This window comes from Carnobacterium divergens DSM 20623, from assembly GCF_000744255.1.
GTDB classification, from domain to species: Bacteria; Bacillota; Bacilli; order Lactobacillales; family Carnobacteriaceae; genus Carnobacterium; species Carnobacterium divergens.
Window position 1 is genome coordinate 2,065,006 of sequence record NZ_JQLO01000001.1, and the last position, 22,615, is coordinate 2,087,620.

The window sequence follows — 22,615 nt, forward strand, 5'->3', positions numbered from 1 at the left end:
AAAAACTCACTCTGGACAATATTTCAGGGTGAATTCTATGCTACTGACTACAGTATTCGCATTTAGTCATTATATAACTGATTGACTCACTTGTCAAGATTTTTAAAACATCCTCGATATATGAAAAAACACAGAAGGAAAAATTCCTTCTGTGTGTGATTAACCTGCGATTTGATGATAATAAGCTCGCCAATTCCCAGTTGCTAAATAGGTACTTTGAGTAGCGAATGTTTCATCATGGTCCGGTACATATAGATAACAATAAACCGTTTCTTTAAGGTCATATTTTTCTGTAGCTTCATTAAAAACTTCTACTTCAACGAGTTGACGTTCGTATTCATTGTTGCTTGCGCCTTTTCCATAGTAGTTTTCCATTTTATCTAACGGAAGGATTTCTTTTGAGAATTCTTTCAGCTCAAAAATTTCACCATATACCCAGTTGTCTCCTGGCAACAATGCTGGATAGCCTTTAGAATCTAAATGATAGAGTTCTCCTTTTATACGTGCTTTTTTAGGGGATCCAGTTACTTTCCCAGCTAAATACAAGTCGTAATTAAAAAGATTTTCCATCAAACTACCATAGGTGAATAAGGGACGCGGTACTGCTTCTTTCATTAATGAATGGCACCTCCAACAGCTTTTAAATCTTCTTTGCCATCATATAAAATAATGGCTTCGATTGCTGCTGTCAGTCCTTTAGTCATATCTGTTAGACTCATAAATGGTTGACCTGCTTTTTCGATAACTTGCTCTGGAATATAAGGAACATGGATAAATCCGCCTTTAACTGCTGGATATTCTTTTTCAATCAAATATTGAACTTGATACATAATATGGTTGCAGACGAATGTTCCTGCTGTATTTGATACGTTAGCAGGAATTCCTGCTTCTTTCATTTGAGTCACCATTGCTTTAATAGGTAGTTGTGTAAAGTAAGCAGGTGCTCCGTCTTCTTGAATTGCGATATCAACAGGTTGATTGCCTTCGTTATCTGGAATTCTCGCATCGTCAATATTAATCGCTACTCGTTCTGGCGAAATTGCAAAACGACCGCCTGCTTGACCGATATTTAACACAACATCTGGGTGATGTTTTTCCATTGCGGCTTTTACAACTTCAGCCGATTTGCCAAATACTGTTGGAATTTCTAACTTGATGATTTCTGCACCATTGATTGTATCCGCTAATCCTTTAACAGCTTCTAAAGCAGGGTTAATTGGTTCTCCACCGAATGGATCGAATCCTGTAACTAAAATTTTCATATACTTTACTTCCTTTCTATCCTTAAAATTTATTTTTTAAAACGCCCAGAAATACATTAAGACGATGTGAATTAAAATCATTAAAATCGCTAACGGCGCTTGCGCTCGGATAACACCGTTTGTATCTTTCATTTCTAATAAGGCTGCTGGCAACGCATTGAAGTTCGCTGCCATTGGTGTTAATAGCGTTCCACAAAAACCTGCCGTCATTGCAAGTGCTCCAGCCACAACTGGGTCGGCTCCTTGCATCATCACAAAAGGAACACCGATTCCAGCAGTAATAACTGTAAAGGCTGCAAATCCATTTCCCATAATCATTGTGAAAATAACCATTCCTAGACAATAGGCAATAACACCTGCTAAGCGATTCCCTTCTGGAACTACTGTTGAGATTCCATTCGAAATCACTGTCCCAACACCAGCTTGTGTGAAAATCACACCTAAAGCAGCTAGTAATTGAGGTAAAATTCCGGTTGTTCCAACTTGTTGAATCATACGATCTGAATCGTCTAAGACGGTTTTAGGTTTTGCTTTCGTTATGAAAATAACAACAAGTAACGAACCAATTGAAGCTAACCCAATCCCAACTTGACCACCTAATGGTGTTAGTTGAGCAATTCCAACTGCCAAAGCAGCTAGTAAAATACATGGTAGAAAAATCCATGCGCCAATTCTTTTAGAAGCAGCTTCTGATTCTGCTTCATTTAATTCAGCTAATTTGCCGATTTGAACCTGTTTAAACAACGTCAAGACACCCATCACTAAAATAATGATGCCATCAATCATGAACGGAATGAAGTTGCCAAATGCAAAAACAATTCCTAGTAACATCCAAAATAAAGACGTTCCCATTCTCGTTGGATGTGTTTTATCCATAAACACACGTGCAGCCGTTGTCATTAACAACAAACCGATTAAAATATAGAAGAACTCCAATAAATTATTGATTAAACTTTCCATTAAGAACGTCCTCCTTTGCTTTTGATTTCTTCAACTTTTTCCATGCCATATTTTTTAGCCATTTTTTTATCAAATAACACATTTGAAATCGCAACTAACAGCAACATAATCAACGCGATTGGAATAGATGCTTGTGCAATCGCTACCGCTGTCGCTTCATAACCTAATGATTTCATTGTTGCTTCAATCAATAATACTCCGGCTGCTGCAATAAACGTATTTTGAGCAAAGAAATTCCCAAAGTTTTCGGTCGCGGCTGCTTTTGCTTTGATTTTATCTTCATCTTCTGGCGTAATTTCACCATATTTAGTCAATGCGGCAGCTTGTGCCATCGGATTGACGATTGGACGGATAAATTGTGTATGCCCTTGTACACGAATTGAAAAGAAGCCTGCCAATTCACGGATTATCATATAGATTGTTAAAAATCGCCCCGGTGTTAAACCTTTCATTTTTTCAATTAATACAACGGCTTGCTGACGTAAACCAAAACGTTCAGATAAACCGATCATAGGTAATGTTAGTAAAAATAACGTAACTAAACGATTGGAAACAAACGCTTCTCCTAACATCGTTAAAAAATCTGGAATCGAAATCCCCGAAACTAATGCTGTTGCTAATGCTGCTACCAATACCACAGCAATTGTGTCAAACTTAAAAATAAAGCCAACTAGAATAATCAAAATACCTATCAACTTAATTGCTTCCATCTTATTTAAACCCCTTCATAATTCATTATATTTTTTCAGTATACACTATGTAAAATTGAATGGAAATGATTTAATAACATTTTTTTGAAAAATAAAAAAACATCAAAAGAACAATAAACACTCTTCTTTTGATGTTTTAATTTAGTTTTCTTTAATGCTTTGAATAATCCAGTAACCTTTATCCTTAGCGATAACTTCAGCATTTCCAAAGGTTTCTTCCATTTTTTTCATTCCACTTGGTGCCCCTTGTTTTTTCTGAATTACAATAACTAACTTCCCACCTTTTTTCAAGTGTGTATATGCGTCAGTTAAGATCGTGTGTACGACTGTTTTTCCTGCACGAATCGGCGGATTGCTTACAATTAGCGCAAATTCTTTGCCTTCAACTTGATCATACACATCTGATGAATGAATCAAAACATTGGAAATACGATTATTCGAAGCATTTTGTTTTGCTAATCCTAACGCTCGTTCATTTACATCAACCATTTCAACTTGACGATTTGGATCTGCTTTGGCTAAAGATAAGCCCATTGGACCATATCCACACCCTACGTCTAACACGTCACCACTGACTACATCGTTTAAATCAATTGTTTCTATTAGTAAACGCGATCCGAAATCCACTGTTTTTTTTGAAAACACACCTAAATCTGTAACAAATTTAAAATCAAAGCCTTTTAACTGATACGTCCAAACACTCTCTTTCGATTCAGTTTTAGGTTTGTTTGTATAATAATGATCTGCCATTGTAAATTCCTTTCTGAACCAATTGTTCATTAATCTCTTCTATATTCTACACTTTTTTTGCTAAACTTCCTACTTTTCAACTAAATACTTACTAAAAAAATAGAATCCCTCTATTTTACAGACTTTTCTCTTTAAAAATAGTTCGGCAAACGCAGACACATCAGTTTTTTACATTTTCTTACTCAATTTTGGGAAATTTAAAAAAATCAAAACGGTTGTATTTTTAATTATTTCTTCGTATACTGACGTCAGCTACTATTCATTAACTAGTAATCAAAAAATAGTAGAAAAAAACTTAGGAGGTTCTACATTATGAACAAATTAACAAAATCAACATTAATTGCAGGTCTAGTTTTATCAGTTGGCGCGATGTCAACGTTAGCCGTTAGCCCAAAAGCTCACGCAGAAACAGTTCTCGAGTCAAATCAATACAAATCGGTGACATTATTTAGCAAAGCTGAAATCAAAACATTAACAGGTCTTGATGTAACTGTTAAAAATGCACCTGCTATCCAAAAAGCTTTATCTGAAGTAGCCGTTTGGGAAGAAGCTGGTTACGAAACTTCTGAAGCTACTTTAATTGCGAACCGTGTTAAATTAAGCTATAACCAATCTTTAAACCTTTTAAAGAAAATGGCAAACACTTCTAATTTACAATTTAAAGTGACTCTTGTAAAAAATAATTACTATCCAAAAGCTGAAATCGGCGTTCAAAATCACGTATCTGCTCCAGAAGCTGAAAAACCTGAAGTAAGTAACCCAGGTACAGAAACTCCTGAAGTTGAAGTTCCAGAAACATCAACTCCATTAGGTACTGTAATTGAATCTAATGCGTACAAATCAATCACTTTATTCACGAAAGCTGAAATTAAAGAATTAACTGGACTTGAACTAACAACTAAAAATGCTGCTGCTATCCAAAAAGCGTTGACAGATGCTAAAGTTTGGGAAAAAGCTGGTTATGAAGCTTCTGAAGCTACTTTAATTGCGAACCGTGTTAAATTAAACGCTAGCCAATCACTTGCTCTTTTACAAAAGGTTGCAAATGTTGCGAACTTAGACTTTAAAGTAATTGTTATCAAAAATAATTTCCCTAAAGCTGAATTAGGCGTGCAATCTCATGGATCTGCTCCAGAAGTTGAAGCTCCAGAAACTGAAAAACCTGGTGATTCATCAAACGCTGGTGAAGAAGAAAGTGCTGAACAAACTTCAGATATCCGTCAATTACAAATCGAACTTGATTATAAAAAAGGCGATATCCAATTACAATATCAAGTAAATTCTAACGGAACTATTAAAGCTCAATACAAAAATGGCTTAACAAAAAAAAATTTCCAAGGCGCTAAAGCTGAAGAAAAAGTAAAAGCTGTTTTAACTGGTATCGATTTGAATTCTGCTAGTCAATCAGACATTGAAAAACACGTTGTTAAAAAATTAAATGCGGGTTCTGACTACAAACAATTCCAATTACAAGCACAATTTACAGATAATACTAAAGTTAAAATCAAAATTAAAAAGTAACCCCTCTTCTTTTTAATTAATCGATAAATTTAGATTGCTAATTCTTATTTAAACCTCAAAAAATAAAACTATACTAAAAGATACCCTAATATCTCAGTTAATCAGAAAAACGCTGTATCCAATGGATACAGCGTTTTTTCTTTATTTTACTTTTACAATTAAATCAATCGCTTCTTTAACACGTTGTTCATAAACTTCTTTACTATTGTCGCTTTCTTCAATGCAATGAACGAGGTTTTCAGCTACCATGATTCCCATTACTTTATCAATACTTGAACGGACTGCCGAAAGTTGCGTGATGACATCTTGGCATTCTCGTTCTTCTTCTATCATTTTCAAAACGCCTCTAATTTGACCTTCTGAACGTTTTAGACGATTTAATATTTTTTTATCACATTCCACTAAGAGTCTCTCCTTTCCAAGCAGACATTCCACCCATGACGTTTGTAACGCTGTATCCTTTTTCTGCTAAGAAAGCACTTGCTGATGCTGAACGCATACCGGAATGACAAATAATATAATACTCTTTTTCTTTATTCAATTGATTTAATTGTTCTGGAATTGAATTCAACGGCATTAGAACCGCTTCTTTAATATGACCGCTACTAAATTCAGTAGGTTCACGAACATCTAAAATTGAAATTCCACCTTGTTTTACTAAGTGCTCAAATTCTGGCATTGTAATTGATTGATACATTATTTTACGATCTCCTCTGGTTTTATAGTTGAATACAAGTTAAATGCGCCGTCTAAATTTTTCGCTTGATAACCTGATTGTTTTAAAATACGTTCTGCAAGATAACTACGTAATCCACTTTGACAACTTACAATAATCTCTTTGTCTTTTGGCAATTCATGAAGACGGCATCTCAAATCATCTAACGGAATGTGATACGCACCTTTTAAACTACCTTGAGCTACCTCATTGGTTGTTCGAACATCTAATAAAAAGGCTCCTTCTGCTTGTTTTTCTGTTAATTCATACCACTGAATCGACTCAGAAATACCTTCCATAATGTTTAATGCAGCATAACCCGCCATATTCACTGGATCTTTTGCAGAGCCAAATGGAGGTGCATAGCTAAATTCCAATTCTGGTAAATCCTCAACGGTCAAACGACCTTTAATCGCCGTTGCAATAATGTCAATGCGTTTGTCCACGCCATCTTTCCCAATTGCCTGAGCGCCATATAGCTCACCTGTTGTAGGGTTAAATAGCAGCTTCAATAAAATCCCTTCTGCATGAGGAAAATATCCAGCATGGCTTTTCCCTTGAACGTGGACACTCTTATACTCTAAACCAAGGGCTCTTAATTGACGTTCAGTTAAACCAGTCGAAGCAACTGCTTGGCTAAAGACGCGGACAATTGCTGTTCCTAAGCTTCCTAAATTTTTGCGGGGTATACCTGATAAAACATCTGCAACTTGTCTACCTTGTCGGTTAGCAGGAGATGCTAGTGAGATCAGGGCATCCTCTTGGCTCGTAAACTGCTTCACCAAAATAGCATCGCCTACAGCATAAATATCCTTTTGACTTGTTTGATAGTGTTCATCTACTAAAATTCCTCCACGCATTCCTGTTTCAATACCAGCTTGTAGAGCCAATGTATTTTCAGGTTGCACACCGACTGATAAAATAATTAAATCTGTTGCAATCTCTTCTCCATTTTCTAAAAGGACACGTCCCCCGTTATTCGTAAAGGCTGTCGCTGACGTTCCTGTCAAAACAGTTACTTGATTGGCTTTTAATTCTTTTGTAACAAAAGCAGCCATTTCTTCATCAATAGGAGGCAGTACATGAGGTGCTTTTTCGACAATTGTTACGTCTATCCCTCGTTTTGCTAAGCTTTCGGCCATTTCCAAACCGATAAAACCAGCACCGATAACCATTGCTTTTTTCGGATTTTGACTAATGGTAAATTTCATAATTTGGTCAACATCCGGTACATTTCTAAGGGTAAAGACATTGCTTGCTTGATCCAATCCTTCGATAGGCGGAATAAACGGTTTGGCTCCTGGCGATAGAATCAACTTATCGTAAGACAAAGAATACTCTCCTTCATCATTTCGAACCTGTACAACTTTATTTTCAGCATCAATTGAAATGGCTTCACTAAATGGTCGAACATCTAGTTGAAAACGTGCCTTTAATTGTTCTGGTGTTTGTACTAGCAATTCTTGGCGTTGCTGAATTTCTCCTGAAACATAATAAGGCAAGCCACAATTTGCAAAAGACACATACGGTCCTTTTTCTAACACAACAATCTCTGCATCTTCGTTTAATCTTCTTAAGCGAGTAGCCGCCGACATTCCGCCAGCTACTCCACCAATAATAACAAATCTCATTATAATTTTCCTCCTCTAACTTTTCCAGCCCAACTCATCATTCCGCCCTTAACGTTGACTGCATCCATACCTTTAGCTCGTAATGTCTTCACCGCTTGTTTGCTTCGCATACCAGACTGACAAATAATGTAAACAGGTTCTTTTATTTGATAGCTGTTTATCTTTTTCAAAGGAATATTTTTAGCTGTAGGAATATGTCCACCACTAAACTCCTGTGGCTCACGAACATCAATAATCATCGGTTTCTTAGGTAACATTTCTTCTAATTCTTTTGTTGTGATACTTGGTAATTTTTTAAAGAAAAACATTCTATACACAATCCTTTCATACTCTATACTTCATTTAGAAGGAAATCCAAAAATACCTCCTACCGTATCCAAAACAAATTATACCCCTTGCGGTATAATTTGTAAATAAAAAAGATTACTATGAAAGAAATTTCTTCCACAGTAATCTTTTTTTATTTCCAAAATCTCATTAACTGGCTCTTTAGTTCTCTATCATTGTTTACACTCTCGATTTGTTGCCAATGTTCTGGGAATAACTCTCTGTATCTTCTAGCATTAAAACGTTGATCTAATAATAGAACAACGCCAATATCTGTTTCGCTTCGAATCACGCGCCCTGCCGCTTGAAGAACTTTGTTCATTCCAGGAATTTGATACGCAAATTGATACCCCTCATGGTTTTCTGTTTGGTAATATTTTTGAACTAAATCAGCTTCTGCATTCAATTGTGCTAATCCCACGCCAACTATAGCCACACCAATAAGACGTTCCCCTTTTAAATCGATTCCTTCTGAAAAAATGCCTCCTAGTACACAAAAACCAACTAAATTCGATTCTGGCCTATTCTTAAACTTCTGTAAAAACAATTCACGTTGCTGTTCATCCATAACCCTTCCTTGAACCACCGTTTCTACTGTCGGATTCTTTTCGACAAACTCTTGATAAATCGATTCCAAATATTGATAAGAAGGAAAAAAGAATAAATAATTGCCTTTTTTTTGAGTAACCATTGTAGTCAAAGCGTTGGCAATCGGTTGGTGGCTGGCTTGACGCACTTGGTAACGAGTATCAATGTAATTTGCAATTACTAACAATTGATGTTCTTGCTTAAATGGTGAAGGCAATTGATACATTAAAGGCTTTTCTTTCCCTCCTAGTAATTGCGCGAAATAGTTGATTGGAGACAGTGTGGCGGAAAATAAAACTGATGCTTTTCCACGTTTCAATGTTTGATTAATTAAAAAAGAGGGATTTAAACAGAATTGCTTAATAGTGACATCCTTCCCTACTAAATGAACATAGGTTACGTATCGTTCATCATAAAATTCTGAAATTTTCAAGTAGGTTAGTGCTTCAAAATAAAGCTCTAACATTTTCGAATGACTACTCGCTTGTTGATTCACCAGCAACCATTCTTTTGTGTTCTCAGTAAATTTAACTACATGTTTTAAAAATAAATCCGCTGGTTCACTTTGAGTCATAAACTCAACTTCGCCACAGTTGGTTCTGAAACTTTTAAAATCTTTTATTAAACGGTTCATCACACGTCGTTGCTTTTGATCTTCTTTCATCAACTCCCTGTATATCGTTATTATTTTTTGTTCCGATAAGCTTGCAGAGAACATCTCTCTTGAACGATCAACTAAGTTATGGACTTCGTCAATCAAAAATACATACTCATTCTTTTCATCATTAAAAAACCGCTTCAAATAAACAATTGGATCAAACAAATAATTGTAATCACAAATAATTATGTCACACCATAAGCTAATATCTAAAGATAATTCAAACGGACATAACGTGTATTTTCTAGCATAATTTTCCACAATCTCTCTTGTAAAATGATTTTCTTGCTGTAGCATTTCAAATAACGCTTCATTCAAACGATCATAATAGCCTCTTGCAAATATACAGTGCTCCGGATCACATTTACGTTCATCTAAAAAACAAATTTTATCTTTAGCCGTTAACGTAACGCTCTTTAGTTTTGCTCCATTTCGTTCCATTTGTTCGACTGCATCTTCTGCTACTTGACGTGTAATGGTTTTAGCTGTTAAATAGAATAATTTTTCAGCTTTCTCTTCTCCAATCGATTTCACCGCTGGAAATAAAGTAGACATTGTTTTACCAATTCCAGTTGGCGCTTCACAGTATAAATTTTGTTCAGTTAAAATTGTTTTATACACCGCAACAGCAAGTTCTCTTTGTCCTGAGCGGTAATCACCATAAGGAAAGTCAAGTTGTTTAAGTGTTTGATTGCGCAAAATACGCCAATTGTCATTAAAAATGACCCATTTTTCATATTGTTCCACTAAATGATTAAAAAAAGAAGTCAATTCAGTGATGGATACTTTTTTTCTAGTTCGAGTTATTTTTTCATTTAATGTTTCATAGTATGTTAACTGCAATTCAATCTCTGCTAATTCTTTTTCCACAGCTAGCATATAGCCGTAACACATAAGTTGTCCCCAAAACCGTTCAAGCGTATTATCAGGTAATAAATCAAAGTCTATTTCAGAGGTTTTAATTTCATCGACCCAATATTTCCCACTTTTTTCTTCGACAACGCCATCCGCTCGTCCTTCGATGGAGTAATTCCGCTGATTTATTAACAGCTCTTTTTTTAAGAACACTTCTTTTTGATAGTTATCCCCAGCTTCTTTTTGGATTTTCTGATGAAGCTTTGTTCCCTCGATTGCAGTATGCGCAGAACCTGTATAACGTTCATCAATACTACCTTTTTTCAATACAAACTCTACTAATTTCCTAACAGATAACCGATTGTTTTGATTCATACGCACCCTACTCTCTTTATGTAACTCTCCACATTATAGAACATACATTCGAAAAAAGACAGACTTATCCACAAAAAATGACTTGTTTTTCTTTACTGTGGATGAATAGCAAGTTAGAATCCGGAAAAAAGTTTTCCACAACTGAATAACTTTTTGATTGTATCTTATTTATCCACAAAAAAAGACACACAGTAAACTGCGTGTCTTCTTCTATCATTAAAAATGATTATTTAACTTCTACAGAAGCTCCAACTTCTTCAAGTTGTGCTTTCATAGCTTCAGCGTCATCTTTAGATACGCCTTCTTTAAGTGCTGTAGGAGCTCCGTCAACTAATGCTTTAGCTTCTTTAAGACCTAAGCCAGTAGCTTCGCGAACTACTTTGATTACTTTAATTTTTTGATCTCCAGCAGAAGTTAATTCTACTGTAAATTCAGTTTGTTCTGCTGCTGCAGGACCTGCAACACCAGCAGCTGCTACAGGAGCAGCTGCAGTAACGCCAAATTCTTCTTCGATTGCTTTTACTAAGTCGTTTAATTCTAATACTGTTGCTTCTTTCACATCAGCAATGATTTGTTCAATGTTTAATGCCATTGTTAATTTCCTCCATTATTGGGTATATTTTTAGATTGCTTGTTTTGTTTCAAAAAAATTGTAACTCGTAATTAAGCCACTTCTTCTTTTGAATCTGCCACTGCTTTGAAAGCAAGTGCAGTATTTCTGACTGGTGCTTGTAGTACTGAAAGTAACATAGATAACAAACCTTCGCGATTTGGAAGTTTTGCAAGAGCTTCGATTTCTTCTTTTGAAGAAACTTTACCTTCAATAACGCCAGCTTTAATCTCTAATGCTTCAGCTTTTTCAGCAAATTCATTGATGATTTTTGCAGGTGCAATAACATCTTCATTACTGAATGCGATAGCAGTAGGACCTTTAAAGATATCTCCTAAACCAGATAAACCAGCTGCTTCAGCTGAACGGCTAAGAATAGAGTTTTTAATAACTTTCATCTCAACACCAGCATCACGTAATTGTTTACGTAATTCTGTAACTTCTTCAACAGTTAATCCGCGATAGTCAACAATGACGATTGAAGCTGCTGCTTCAAATTTCTTTGTTACGTCTTCAACGATTACTTGTTTTGTAGCGATTGCTGCTTGACTCATGTGTAAGTTTCACCTCCTGATAGATTGTCTGGGGATTTAAAAATAAGAACTATAAAAATCGTCTTAAGACCACTTCTATAAGACTCATTTTTTCACTTCTTTACCTACTCTGGCTTGCAAAACAAGTCATTATAGTCAAGAAAAGCAAAAAGCCCCATGTCACCTTAGACATAGAGGGATTATTGTATGTTTGCACATAGTATGATCCTCGGTAGGAAATTAAGACTTGCGTCACCTACTGTCTTCGGTAAATATTTATTAACCTAGATGATTGTAACAAGTACAATCATCTAGGTCAAGTAAAATTTTAATTAGTGATTATAAAGAACTTTGGTCAACTTTTACACCAGGACCAAAAGTTGTTGTTACAGTAATGTTTTTGATGTATTGACCTTTAGCTGAAGAAGGTTTAACTTTCAACATTGTATCGTTGATTGTTTTAAAGTTTTCAATTAATTTGTCAGTACTAAACGATACTTTACCAATTGGAGCTTGTACATTACCAGCTTTATCAACGCGGTAAGTTACTTTACCAGCTTTGATTTCGTTAACTGCTTTTGTAACGTCCATTGTAACAGTACCAGTTTTAGGGTTAGGCATTAATCCTTTAGGTCCTAGAACACGTCCTAGACGACCAACTTCACCCATCATATCTGGAGTAGCAACGATTACGTCGAAATCGAACCAACCGCCACTGATTTTTTGAACAAGATCAGATTCACCTACGTAATCTGCGCCTGCTGCTTCTGCTTCTTTAGCTTTTTCACCTTTAGCAAATACTAAAACGCGTTGTGTTTTACCTGTTCCATTTGGAAGAACAACTGCCCCACGAATTTGTTGGTCAGCTTTCTTAGGGTCAACACCAAGTCTATAAGCGACTTCTACTGTTGCATCAAATTTAGCAAAATCGATTTCTTTTACTAAAGCAACTGCTTCTTCTACTGAATAAGCTTTTGTAACATCAACTTGCTTAAGGGCAGTTTGATATTGTTTGCTTTTTTTAGCCATGTTCTTTTTCCTCCTTGATTGTGGTTATAACGGTTTTACCTCCCACTTAATCCTCAAAGCTAATAAATTAACTTATGAGTCGATACGTAAGAAGCGGTTAATGAAGATTAATCTTCGATTGTGATCCCCATGCTTCTTGCAGTACCTTCGACCATACGCATTGCAGATTCAACATTTGCAGCGTTTAAGTCAGGCATTTTTGTTTCAGCGATTTCTCTAACTTTATCGCGTTTAACTGTCGCAACTTTTTTAGTGTTTGGTTCGCCTGAACCAGATTCAATACCAGCAGCTTTTTTAAGTAAAACAGCAGCAGGTGGTGTTTTTGTAATAAATGTAAATGAACGATCTTCATATACAGAGATTACTACTGGAATGATTAGTCCAGCTTGATCAGCAGTACGAGCATTGAATTCTTTACAGAATCCCATGATGTTTACTTGTGCTTGACCTAATGCAGGCCCTACCGGTGGAGCTGGATTTGCTTTTCCTGCAGGAATTTGCAATTTAACTAATTTAACAACTTTTTTAGCCACGAGACATACCTCCTTGATTGAGTCCGTGATGTGGTTAATGGGGTTAATATTTCCCCTCCCACTTTCTTACATACGTAAAACGTACCTACATACTATATCAAATTCATTTGTGTTTTTCAACCTTTAAATTATTTTTTTTACGGTGTTTATTCTGACCATAAAAATTCGGCAACTGCCTTGTCAACGCCTGTATTTTCATGAAGCAGACTGTGGCTCGCTTTTATACCTGTAAATACCATTTCTCGGTAATCCGTCACTTGCGATTGATAAATGAATTTGGCTGACAATGCACTTGCAACTGAAACAGAGCCATCACTTTTCGTGCCATTTTCCTTATCACCAGCAATCGTCAAAACGGCTAGTTCGGATGGGATTTTTTCTTTTAAAGTATCGAAATTGGCAAAGCGCTCTGTCTGCATTTTGGGGCCGTTCTCTGTCAGGTCATAATCAGTTATGCCGTCTTCTCCAATTTCAAGACCGTTGATTGGCGCTGCAATTAGAACTAGTTTTTCTACCTCAGGATAAGCACCGTTTATCCCAACTGCCGTCACATAATTAGTTAATGCCACACCACCCATTGAATGTCCCACGGCGTTCACCTTTTCAATTCCATATTTTGTTTTTAAGGACTGCATTAATTCTTGTAGCCACCAACTTTGATTTTCTTCTGTACTTTTATTGTCCGCAAACAATATTTGAATCATTGGATTTTTTTCTTTTTTATTAAATTCTCCTTCATAAGTGATTTCTCCGTCACTTGTGATTGTTGCTATTAAAGAAGGAGTTGCTACTTTTTCTTTAGTCAGTCGCTTAATCATTCCACCGAATGAATTTTTGGTACCACTGTACCCATGAACAAAGATGGTAGGAATTGATTCGGATACCGTTTCTTTTTTTGCAACTTTTGCTCGTTCATTCTTTTGGGGCAATTTAGGTTGGCCTGTTGTGTCATTCCACTTTGAATAGAAAATAATGCTTCCAATTAAAATCATAAATACAAACAGAATTAAGCTTATTTTTTTCATAATGACCCTCCTTTTACAAATAGATAGAAAAAAAGTCCCTTTATTAAAAGGAACTTTCTTTATTCGTTTATAATTTGTCGATTTGTTCAAAATCAAGTTCGGTACTTGTTTCACGACCAAACATATCTACGTTTACTTTTAGTTTAGCGCGTTCCATGTCAATTTCAGTAATTTTACCCATCAATCCACTAAATGCACCTTCAATGATTGTGACTGTATCGCCCACTTCAAAGTCGATTTCTTGATGACGCGTGCTGATACCTAGACGACGTAAAATAACTTCAATTTCTTCTTTTAATAGTGGAGCGGGTTTACTACCTGCACCATGGGAACCAACAAATCCTGTTACTCCGGGAGTATTACGAACGACATACCATGAATCATCAGACATAATCATTTCTACAAGGACGTATCCAGGGAACGTTTTTTTCATGTTGATTTTTTCTTTCCCATTTTTTGTTTCTGTTTCTTCTTCTTCAGGAACTACTACGCGGAAAATGTAATCGTTCATTCCCATACTTGTTGCACGAGATTCGATGTTTGTTTTCACTTTATTTTCGTAACCAGAATACGTGTGTAAGACGTACCAATTTTTTTCTAATTCTACTGTTTCCACGATGAACACTCCTAAATTTTTATTTTTAATTTCATGGTATTATACCGATCATTTTAAATTCATACAAAAAAACCTTCAATATTATAAAGAAGGTTTCTTATCGCTTGTTTGTACAGTAAGTATACCATTACTACAGCATACTCGCTAGTAATTTAATTATTTTTTTAGAAATAAATCTAAAATTGATGTAATGCCATAATCAACAACCATAAAGAAGATTACAAAGAAAAACACAGTGCCGATAACGGTCATCATTGATTTTCTTAGTTCTTTTTTTGTTGGCCAAGTCACTTCATGCATTTCACGTTTAACGCTACCGAAATAGCCGAATAATTTCCCCATCTTTATACCTCCGAACGTTTAGTTTCATTTAAAAATAGTTTATTTTGTTTCACGATGTAATGTGTGTTGATTACAATATTTACAGAACTTTTTGATTTCTAGACGCTCTGTGCGATTGCCTTCATTTACTTTTTTAGCGTAATTTCTTGAACCGCATACTGAACATGCTAATGCTGTTTTCTTACTAGTCATTTTTCCACCATACTTTCTTTATGACCGATACTTATCATCTTATAATTTAACATTCCTTGTAAAATGTGTCAAATCAACTTTTATTATTTTTAGTTAAAATAACAAACTAAGGGCTAAAAATAACACTTGAGAACCATTTACTAGAATTAAATTTTTAATCGAGATGACGAAGGTTTCAGATTTCACTTGTTTTTTGCTAAAAATAGCTAGATTCTTTTTAACTGGAATAAAGCTGACTAATGCGCCTAGCATAATTGGATGATAGACACCGAAAATAACTGCTACAATAATCGCTACGTAAGATAAATAAATTAAAAAATCAAAAAGCTGAACCGCTAACTTTCTTCCTAAATAAAATGGCAGTGTGTAACGATGATTCGAAATATCCTCTTCTAAATCGCAAATATTGTTTGCTAGCATAATATTCGCAATCGTAAATACGGATGGCAATGACACCAGCAATACCGTCACTATTTCTAAATAATTACCACTTAAGATAAATTGATTATTTGGTAAAAATTCAAAAGCCAAAAGTGTGCCTTCTGTCAAATTGACATACACAGATATGAAAAAGATTCCAAACCCCATTGTCACTCCTGAGAACAGCTCTCCTAAAGGCATTCTTGACAGTGGGACAGGTCCAAAAGTGTAGAACACACCGATAAAGAAACAAATTCCGCCCATCAATAAGACTAAAATATCTGTGCGCCAAGTCAAAATAATCCCTAAGACAGCTGCAACCAACAACATCACCCATATCAACATGCGAACTAACTTTTCGGGTATTTTTTCTTGTCCAATCACATTAACGTTATCTTTATAACCTGCATTTTTCGCTTTTTGATAATCCATAAAATTATTGATTGCAGTCGTCGTCATATCAAATATCAACATTCCTGCAAAAAATAACAACGTATTAATTAGATTAAATTGCTTAAAATACACACTAGCAAATAATGTTCCTAGTAAAAATGGAAATAAACTTGCTAATTTTGTTTGAATCTCTACTAATTTTAAAAATGTTTTGAAGGACATAGATTTTCTCCCGTTCCTTTATTTTCTTATTTCAATGTGTCTCGTTTTTCTACCGTATAGGTGTCACTTGTTAATTTAAATACGCCATCTAATCCTTTTGAAAGATAGATTTTATTTTCTTTCGTCACAAAAATAGCTTCAACACCGTCTAACTTATCGACAAATTCTAAACCGCCTTTAACACCTTTTGAAAAGACAGCGGTTGATAACCCGTCACCATCAATTGATTTTTTTGAAACAATTGAAACACCTGCAATATCGTTATCAAATGGATAACCCGTTGTCCCATCCATTAAATGATCGTATTTTTTACCATCTGTTGGATCTTCATAAAAGCGCTCGTAAATGCCTGATGTTACAATCGAACGGTTGCTTTCTGGAATTGTGCCAATTGTTGTGCCTCGTGTTTCATTTGGATCTTGAATTCCGACATTCCAGTCTGCATCTGCTTTTCTTGGGCTGTGTCCTAAAACAAAAATATTTCCACCTAAATCGACAATTGCAGTGTCAACATCGTTTGCCTTTAAGACTTTCACTACTTCATCCGTAATATAACCTTTTGCAATAGCACCTAAATCCAATTGCATACCTTTTTCAGGTAAATAAACTGTTTTGTCTTTATCATTAAAAACAACTTTTTTGTAATCAATTAATGGTAGGACGGCATCAATTTCATTTTGTGCTGGTTTTCGAGCATCTGGAAAACCAATTCGCCAAAGATCCGTTAATGAACCAATCGTCATATCAAATCCGCCCTCTGACGTCTTGCTATAATGATAGGCTTCTTTTAATAAGTAATAGATGTCATCTGTTACCTTCACAGGAGCAACTCCCGCTTGATCGTTGATTTCATCAATTTCAGAGCCTTTTTCATTCACTGTAATTTTAGCAGCTAGTTCTTTTACTCGGTCAAATGATTTCTCTAAAACGTCTTCCTTGCCTTCGTTGTATATTTTCACATTGACAACTGTTCCCATTAAAAACTGTGTATCTGAATAAGGATCTTTAAGAATTGCAGCTTTTTTTTCTTCTTTTCCATCTCCACAACCTGCCAATCCGATTACTAAAACGAAGAAAAAGCTCATTAAAAGTAAGTGTTTGTTTTTCATCTTCATAATTGCCCCTTGTCTATCAGTCTCTATTTATCTTTTTCATTATAGTAGTGGCGCTATTATTTTACAAGTTTATCTACTAGCTGATTTCATAAGAAAAGGCCTTAGAGTGATCAATCCCCTAAGACCTTCAACTTTCATTCAATTAGTCGTTAGACTTATTTTTTTTCAGACATTACGATGTTATCTACAACGATTTTGTCTTGGCTTCCTTTTTCAGCAGCGTTGATTAATTGTGCTGCCCATAATTTGAAGCTTTCTGATGAGTGAGTTGCGCCACTTACGACTTCAACTTCACCTGGATTTTGTTTTTCAACTAATCCTTTGTTTAAAGCTGGGAAGTAATCTGCTGGTCCAACTTTAGCAATCTTAGACATGTTTTCTTGGTATTCTTTGTTTTCTGATTTTAATTCACCTTTATCGTTTGTACCATCGTATTTAGATTCAGTGATTTTGCCACCAGCAACTACCATTTCAAATGTTTCTGTCCAGCCGTTTGAAGCATTTTTAGTTTCTAATGAATACGTACCATCTTTAAGATCCGCATTGTTGTCGATTTCAATTTTATCAGTTTTACCAGCTTGAGCTGCTTGAACTAATTGTTGTGCGTAGTTTTTGAACGCTTCTGATGAGTGAGTTGCGCCACTTACAACGTCAACTGATGCTGCATCTTGAGCTTTAACTAATTCTTCGTTTAAAGCTGGAATGTAGTCAGCAGGTCCAATTTTTTCTTTTGTTTTTTCAGACATTGCTTTTTGGTAAGCTTTGTCTTCAGATTTTTTCTTGCCATCTTTATCTAAATAATCGTAATCAGATTTAGTAATTTTACCATCTTTAACAGTCATGCTGAAGTTTACTTTCCAGCCTTTATCGTCAAAGTTTTTTTCTTCAAGAGTGTAGGTACCGTCTTTTAACTCGCCACCAGCTGTTTTAACCATTTCTTTTGACTCTTCTTTAGAAGAATCTTTAGCTACTTCACTTGTTTTGCTATCTGAGCTGTCTTTTTTAGTATCGTTTCCGCCACCACAAGCTGCTAATACAAAAGTTGAAGCTAAAACCAATGACCCAATTGTCATTACTTTTTTGAATTCCATAATAAAATTCCCACCTTATCCTTTTTAGTTTACTTAAGGCTATTTGTAAACGCTATATGTTATGTTGTTCACAATGTCCGTAAGTACCTATTAACATCATACTCACTTTTTTATTTTTTGTCTATTTATTTCATCACGTTTTTAATTAGAATTTTATTATAATATTCGTTTTTTGTTCAAATTTGAACAATAGTTCACAAACTTTTTTAGATAACGAAAGTTTTATCTTTTATAACGAGATAATCATAGACTTAATTTATTAAATCTTGTATAATTAGTAAGGTTGTGAACCATTTAACTATAATTTATAGTTGCTATTATTATTTCTTAAAAATAACTATCTCAAAGGAGTGAAAAAAATGCCCGAAAAGAATATTGTTGTTATCGGCGCAGGTTATGCTGGAGTAGCTGCTACTAAAAAGCTAGCGAAAAAGTACAAAAAGAACAAAGATGTTACGATTACCTTGATCGACCGTCACTCATACCACACTATGATGACTGAATTACATGAAATAGCTGGTGCTCGTGTTGAGCCTAATGCTGTTCAATATGACTTACAACGTCTATTTTGTCGTTTGAAAAATGTTAAATTAGTAACAGATAATGTTACTGACATTAATCACGATACAAAAGTTGTTACAACTGAGCAAGGTTCATACAGCTATGATTACCTAGTATTAGGTATGGGTGGCGAACCTAATGACTTTGGGACTCCTGGTGTTAAAGATTTCGGCTTCACTTTATGGTCATGGGAAGATGCAATGAAATTACGTACTCATATCGAAGAAACAGTAGCTAAAGCTGCTAAAATTCGTGATGAAGCAACACGTAAAGCCATGTTAACTTTCACTGTTTGTGGTTCTGGATTTACTGGGATTGAAATGGTCGGAGAATTGCTAGAATGGAAAGAACGTCTTGCAAAAGACAATAAAATTTCAGCTGAAGAAATTACATTATATGTAGTTGAAGCTGCACCAACCATTTTAAATATGTTAGATCGTAATGATGCTGGTAAAGCAGAACGTTACATGACTAAAAAAGGCATTAAAATTTTAACTGACTCACCTATTGTTGAAGTGAAAGAAGATCACATCTTATTAAAATCAGGCGAAAGCATCCCAACTCACACATTGATTTGGACTGCTGGTGTTAGAGCAAACTCTGATACTGCTGAATTTGGTATGGAAGCAGCTCGCGCTGGACGTTTAGTTGCCAATCAATATATGGAAGCAAAAGATTTAAAAGACGTTTACGTTATTGGCGATCTAGTGTACTTTGAAGAGTTTGAAAATACTCCAACACCACAAATCGTTCAAGCCGCTGAATGCACAGCTCATACTGCAGCTGCTAACATCATTGCTGAAATTGACGGTACTGAAAAACATGAATACAAAGGAAATTATCAAGGATTCATGGTATCAATCGGTAGCCGTTATGGCGTTGCTTGTTTATTTGAAAAAATTCACTTAAGTGGTTTCTTAGCTATCTTAATGAAACATATTGTTAACTTGAAATATTTCTTTGATATTCGTTCAGGATACTATGCATTCCAATATATTATGCATGAATTCTTCCACATTAAAGACAAACGTAATATCTTCCGTGGTCATTTATCTCGTTATGGTAACGTGCTATGGAGTGTTCCACTGCGCGTATTCTACGGTAGCATGTGGCTCCTTGAGGCTGGTAAGAAAACCTTTGGATGGTTTGGTGGAGAATCATGGTTTGGCGATTCAGTAAAACTGCCATTTGCTTGGTTGCAAGAAGCTACGAGTGGTGCATCTGAAGCTGCCGGTGGCGCTGCTGATGCTGTTGTTGAAACTGCAAAACCTGTATTCGGTTTTAGTTATGCATATGGCGAAGAACCTATGATGGTCTTTGAGAAAGCTCCTAAATGGTTTGAATGGATGATGGAAAAAATGATTCCAACTCCTGAAGTTGCATTATTCTTCCAAAAAGCTATGACAATCATTGAGTTATTAATTGCACTTGCTATTATTGCAGGTCTATTCACTTGGTTAAGCAATGCTGCTACAATTGCATTAGTAATCAGCTTCGCATTATCAGGTATGTTCTACTGGGTAAATATTTGGTTTATTTTCGCCGCTATTGCATTAATGAATGGTTCTGGTCGTGCCTTTGGTTTAGATTATTATGTGATTCCATGGGTACAAAAAGTCGCTGGAAAATGGTGGTATGGTACACCTAAATCCTTATACGACGGAAAATAAGTCATTAATTAATGGTTTAAGGCAGATGAAAAATGCTGCCTTAACCATTCTTTTTTTTACAAAATCAACTAAAAAAATAGGAGAGAGAAAAGAAATGTATTTTTTTAATACCATAAAAAAAGCTTTTCATCATTTTCTTTTTTGCCTCTTGTTCTTTTTTATTTGCACCAAACTACTATGGAACTAAAATCATTTTGCTTTCATTCATCAACAACGAAAAATGAACTCTGTCTGTTATCACCCTGCAGATAGAAACCACAAGAGCGATTTGATAAACTAAAAGATGACTGTTCATTAAAGGAGGAAAAGCGAGATGACTCGAAATCAAAAGATTGTTTATATTGCTTTACTAGCCGCACAAGGAGTTGTAATTGGGCTTATCGAACGCAGCATTCCCTTTCCATTTGCTTTTGCTCCTGGAGCAAAACTTGGCTTAGCAAACTTAATTACGATTATTTCTATTTTTACATTGCCAGTTAAAGACAGCTTTACGGTTGTCTGGATGCGACTTTTACTGACCACATTATTAGGTGGAACCTTATCGACATTCATGTATAGTTGCGCAGGTGCGTTATTGAGTTACGTTGGCATGCTAGCAGTAAAACAATTGGGACCAAAACGCGTAAGTATTATTGGAATCAGTGCGACTGGTGGCATTTTACATAACGTGGGTCAACTGATGATCGCCAGTTGGATTGCTCAAACTTGGACAGTCATGCTCTATTTGCCTGTATTGGCCTTTTTAGGTATCTTATCTGGTATTGCCATTGGCATTGCAGCAAATTATTTAATAGAACATGTCCAAACATTACGCGATTTTAAAGCGATGTATCATCCATTTTCTGACCATCACATGAAAGGAGAATCGTAATGAAGATTCATCCACTATGGGAAGCTTACCCTGAACTTAAATCAGAATTAGAAGCGACCGTAAATTTAATGGAAAACAGCATCACAATCCGAAATAAAGATATTGAAAAAACAATTATTGAGTTGATTCATTCCGGCGGCAAGCTACTTCGACCTGCCTACACCATTTTATTTTCAAAATTTGGATCTAAGCCAGATTCAGAAAAAATTCAAGCCGTGGCTGCCGCACTGGAAATCTTACACATGGCGACATTAATCCATGATGATGTTGTTGATGACTCTCCCCTTCGACGTGGCACACCTACCATTCAAGCTAAGTATCGTAAAGACGTTGCTGTCTACGCAGGTGACTATTTATTTACCGTCTGCTTTAAATTATTATCAAAATATTCAAGTTCAATCGAAAGTATTCAAATCGATACTAGAGGTATGGAACGTATTTTGATGGGCGAGCTGGATCAAATGCATTTGCGGTACAATCAGAAAATCACGATGAGACAATATCTAACACAAATATCGGGTAAAACAGCTCAACTTTTTGCTTTAAGTTGTTTTTCTGGCGCGTTAGAAGGTGGTTCTACTGAAAAGTTTGCTCGTTCTTGTTATTATATAGGCAGCCATATTGGCATGGCTTTTCAAATTATGGATGACATTCTTGATTACTCGCAATCAGCTGAAATATTTGGCAAACCTGTTTTAGAAGATGTACGACAAGGTGTTTATAGCGCTCCATTGATTTTTGCACTTCGTAAAAACCCTAAAGCTTTTGCTCCTTATCTTTCAAAAAAAGCGGACATGACCAATGAAGACATCCAAACTGTTCACCAACTTGTAGTAACCCTTGGTGGTGTATCTCAAGCACAAGAACTCGCTGAAAAATACACACGTAAAGCTTTAAAGGGCATTGATAAACTTCCTGATATCCCTGAAAAAGAACAAATTAGCGAGATTACTAAAAGTCTTCTAGGCCGACATTTATAAGTCTATGACTCTATAAAAAAATAAAAATATCTTGATGAAATTCAGAAGAACTGAAAATCC

General features: G+C 35.5%; 25 protein-coding genes and 1 other annotated feature. Of the genes, 4 read left to right on the top strand and 21 right to left on the bottom strand.

Annotated features, from left to right (window positions below):
* Positions 1-159: 159 nt before the first annotated feature.
* The 5 genes from BR52_RS09905 to BR52_RS09925 form a co-directional block, all read right to left on the bottom strand.
* Positions 160-615 (bottom strand): gamma-glutamylcyclotransferase family protein, encoded by a 456-nt coding sequence (locus BR52_RS09905; RefSeq protein WP_034572162.1) that lies wholly within the window; start codon positions 613-615, stop codon positions 160-162.
* The gene (gene pcp / locus BR52_RS09910) at positions 615-1,262 is read right to left on the bottom strand and encodes a pyroglutamyl-peptidase I (RefSeq protein WP_034572165.1); all 648 of its coding nucleotides are present in this window, start codon (positions 1,260-1,262) and stop codon (positions 615-617) included. The genes BR52_RS09905 and pcp overlap by 1 nt, the downstream gene beginning before the upstream one ends.
* Before the next feature lie 36 nt (positions 1,263-1,298).
* The gene (locus BR52_RS09915) at positions 1,299-2,222 is read right to left on the bottom strand and encodes a DUF979 domain-containing protein (RefSeq protein WP_034572168.1); all 924 of its coding nucleotides are present in this window, start codon (positions 2,220-2,222) and stop codon (positions 1,299-1,301) included.
* Complete coding sequence (locus tag BR52_RS09920) at positions 2,222-2,932, bottom strand: DUF969 domain-containing protein (RefSeq protein WP_034572171.1); 711 nt, start codon at positions 2,930-2,932, stop codon at positions 2,222-2,224. The genes BR52_RS09915 and BR52_RS09920 overlap by 1 nt, the downstream gene beginning before the upstream one ends.
* A gap of 141 nt (positions 2,933-3,073) precedes the next feature.
* A complete protein-coding gene (locus BR52_RS09925; protein ID WP_034572174.1) occupies positions 3,074-3,682 on the bottom strand; it encodes a class I SAM-dependent methyltransferase in 609 nt (202 codons plus the stop codon).
* A 312-nt stretch (positions 3,683-3,994) separates the two neighbouring features.
* Between BR52_RS09925 and BR52_RS09930 the strand changes: the two genes are divergently transcribed.
* Complete coding sequence (locus BR52_RS09930) at positions 3,995-5,203, top strand: YusW family protein (RefSeq protein WP_034572176.1); 1,209 nt, start codon at positions 3,995-3,997, stop codon at positions 5,201-5,203.
* A gap of 141 nt (positions 5,204-5,344) precedes the next feature.
* Here the strand turns inward: BR52_RS09930 and BR52_RS09935 are convergent, their stop codons facing one another.
* The 16 genes from BR52_RS09935 to pplA all read right to left on the bottom strand — a co-directional run bounded on the left by BR52_RS09935 (position 5,345) and on the right by pplA (position 18,473).
* The gene (locus BR52_RS09935) at positions 5,345-5,605 is read right to left on the bottom strand and encodes a metal-sensitive transcriptional regulator (RefSeq protein WP_034572179.1); all 261 of its coding nucleotides are present in this window, start codon (positions 5,603-5,605) and stop codon (positions 5,345-5,347) included.
* Entirely contained in the window at positions 5,595-5,900 is a 306-nt protein-coding gene (locus BR52_RS09940) for a rhodanese-like domain-containing protein (protein WP_034572181.1), read from the bottom strand. Before BR52_RS09940 ends, BR52_RS09935 begins: the two co-directional genes overlap by 11 nt.
* Positions 5,900-7,549 (bottom strand): FAD-dependent oxidoreductase, encoded by a 1,650-nt coding sequence (locus tag BR52_RS09945; protein WP_034572183.1) that lies wholly within the window; start codon positions 7,547-7,549, stop codon positions 5,900-5,902. The genes BR52_RS09940 and BR52_RS09945 overlap by 1 nt, the downstream gene beginning before the upstream one ends.
* The gene (locus BR52_RS09950) at positions 7,549-7,857 is read right to left on the bottom strand and encodes a rhodanese-like domain-containing protein (protein ID WP_034572187.1); all 309 of its coding nucleotides are present in this window, start codon (positions 7,855-7,857) and stop codon (positions 7,549-7,551) included. Before BR52_RS09950 ends, BR52_RS09945 begins: the two co-directional genes overlap by 1 nt.
* 152 nt (positions 7,858-8,009) lie before the next feature.
* Positions 8,010-10,352 carry an ATP-dependent DNA helicase gene (locus tag BR52_RS09955; RefSeq protein ID WP_034572190.1) on the bottom strand — a complete coding sequence of 781 codons (2,343 nt, stop codon included), beginning with the start codon at positions 10,350-10,352 and terminating at the stop codon, positions 8,010-8,012.
* Positions 10,353-10,578: 226 nt separating this feature from the next.
* Complete coding sequence (gene rplL, locus BR52_RS09960; protein WP_034572192.1) at positions 10,579-10,944, bottom strand: 50S ribosomal protein L7/L12; 366 nt, start codon at positions 10,942-10,944, stop codon at positions 10,579-10,581.
* A gap of 71 nt (positions 10,945-11,015) precedes the next feature.
* Positions 11,016-11,516: a 50S ribosomal protein L10 gene (gene rplJ, locus BR52_RS09965; RefSeq protein WP_034572195.1), complete on the bottom strand. Its 501-nt coding sequence runs from the start codon at positions 11,514-11,516 to the stop codon at positions 11,016-11,018.
* A gap of 136 nt (positions 11,517-11,652) precedes the next feature.
* Positions 11,653-11,782 (bottom strand) — a sequence feature (ribosomal protein L10 leader region).
* A gap of 52 nt (positions 11,783-11,834) precedes the next feature.
* Positions 11,835-12,524 (bottom strand): 50S ribosomal protein L1, encoded by a 690-nt coding sequence (gene rplA, locus BR52_RS09970; protein ID WP_034572198.1) that lies wholly within the window; start codon positions 12,522-12,524, stop codon positions 11,835-11,837.
* 107 nt (positions 12,525-12,631) lie between these two features.
* On the bottom strand, positions 12,632-13,057 hold the full coding sequence (gene rplK, locus BR52_RS09975; protein WP_034572199.1) for a 50S ribosomal protein L11: 426 nt from the start codon (positions 13,055-13,057) through the stop codon (positions 12,632-12,634).
* Between the two features lie 146 nt (positions 13,058-13,203).
* Positions 13,204-14,082, bottom strand: coding sequence for an alpha/beta fold hydrolase (locus BR52_RS09980; protein ID WP_034572201.1), 879 nt, complete (start codon positions 14,080-14,082; stop codon positions 13,204-13,206).
* A 67-nt stretch (positions 14,083-14,149) separates the two neighbouring features.
* Positions 14,150-14,698 carry a transcription termination/antitermination protein NusG gene (gene nusG / locus BR52_RS09985; RefSeq protein WP_034572203.1) on the bottom strand — a complete coding sequence of 183 codons (549 nt, stop codon included), beginning with the start codon at positions 14,696-14,698 and terminating at the stop codon, positions 14,150-14,152.
* A gap of 156 nt (positions 14,699-14,854) precedes the next feature.
* On the bottom strand, positions 14,855-15,040 hold the full coding sequence (secE, locus tag BR52_RS09990; RefSeq protein ID WP_034572206.1) for a preprotein translocase subunit SecE: 186 nt from the start codon (positions 15,038-15,040) through the stop codon (positions 14,855-14,857).
* Positions 15,041-15,079: 39 nt separating this feature from the next.
* Complete coding sequence (gene rpmG, locus BR52_RS12740; protein ID WP_074402359.1) at positions 15,080-15,232, bottom strand: 50S ribosomal protein L33; 153 nt, start codon at positions 15,230-15,232, stop codon at positions 15,080-15,082.
* Positions 15,233-15,325: 93 nt separating this feature from the next.
* Positions 15,326-16,267, bottom strand: a complete 942-nt coding sequence (gene menA, locus BR52_RS09995) for a 1,4-dihydroxy-2-naphthoate polyprenyltransferase (protein ID WP_034572208.1) — start codon at positions 16,265-16,267, stop codon at positions 15,326-15,328.
* 26 nt (positions 16,268-16,293) lie between these two features.
* Positions 16,294-17,376, bottom strand: a complete 1,083-nt coding sequence (locus BR52_RS10000) for an FAD:protein FMN transferase (protein WP_115588656.1) — start codon at positions 17,374-17,376, stop codon at positions 16,294-16,296.
* A 161-nt stretch (positions 17,377-17,537) separates the two neighbouring features.
* On the bottom strand, positions 17,538-18,473 hold the full coding sequence (gene pplA, locus BR52_RS10005) for an extracellular electron transfer flavoprotein PplA (RefSeq protein ID WP_034572214.1): 936 nt from the start codon (positions 18,471-18,473) through the stop codon (positions 17,538-17,540).
* A gap of 359 nt (positions 18,474-18,832) precedes the next feature.
* On the opposite strand from pplA, the gene BR52_RS10010 reads away from it, so the two are divergent.
* The 3 genes from BR52_RS10010 to BR52_RS10020 all read left to right on the top strand — a co-directional run bounded on the left by BR52_RS10010 (position 18,833) and on the right by BR52_RS10020 (position 22,555).
* The gene (locus BR52_RS10010; RefSeq protein ID WP_034572216.1) at positions 18,833-20,704 is read left to right on the top strand and encodes an FAD-dependent oxidoreductase; all 1,872 of its coding nucleotides are present in this window, start codon (positions 18,833-18,835) and stop codon (positions 20,702-20,704) included.
* A 313-nt stretch (positions 20,705-21,017) separates the two neighbouring features.
* On the top strand, positions 21,018-21,575 hold the full coding sequence (locus BR52_RS10015) for a Gx transporter family protein (RefSeq protein WP_034572219.1): 558 nt from the start codon (positions 21,018-21,020) through the stop codon (positions 21,573-21,575).
* Positions 21,575-22,555 (top strand): polyprenyl synthetase family protein, encoded by a 981-nt coding sequence (locus BR52_RS10020; RefSeq protein ID WP_034572223.1) that lies wholly within the window; start codon positions 21,575-21,577, stop codon positions 22,553-22,555. The genes BR52_RS10015 and BR52_RS10020 overlap by 1 nt, the downstream gene beginning before the upstream one ends.
* Positions 22,556-22,615 lie beyond the last annotated feature (60 nt).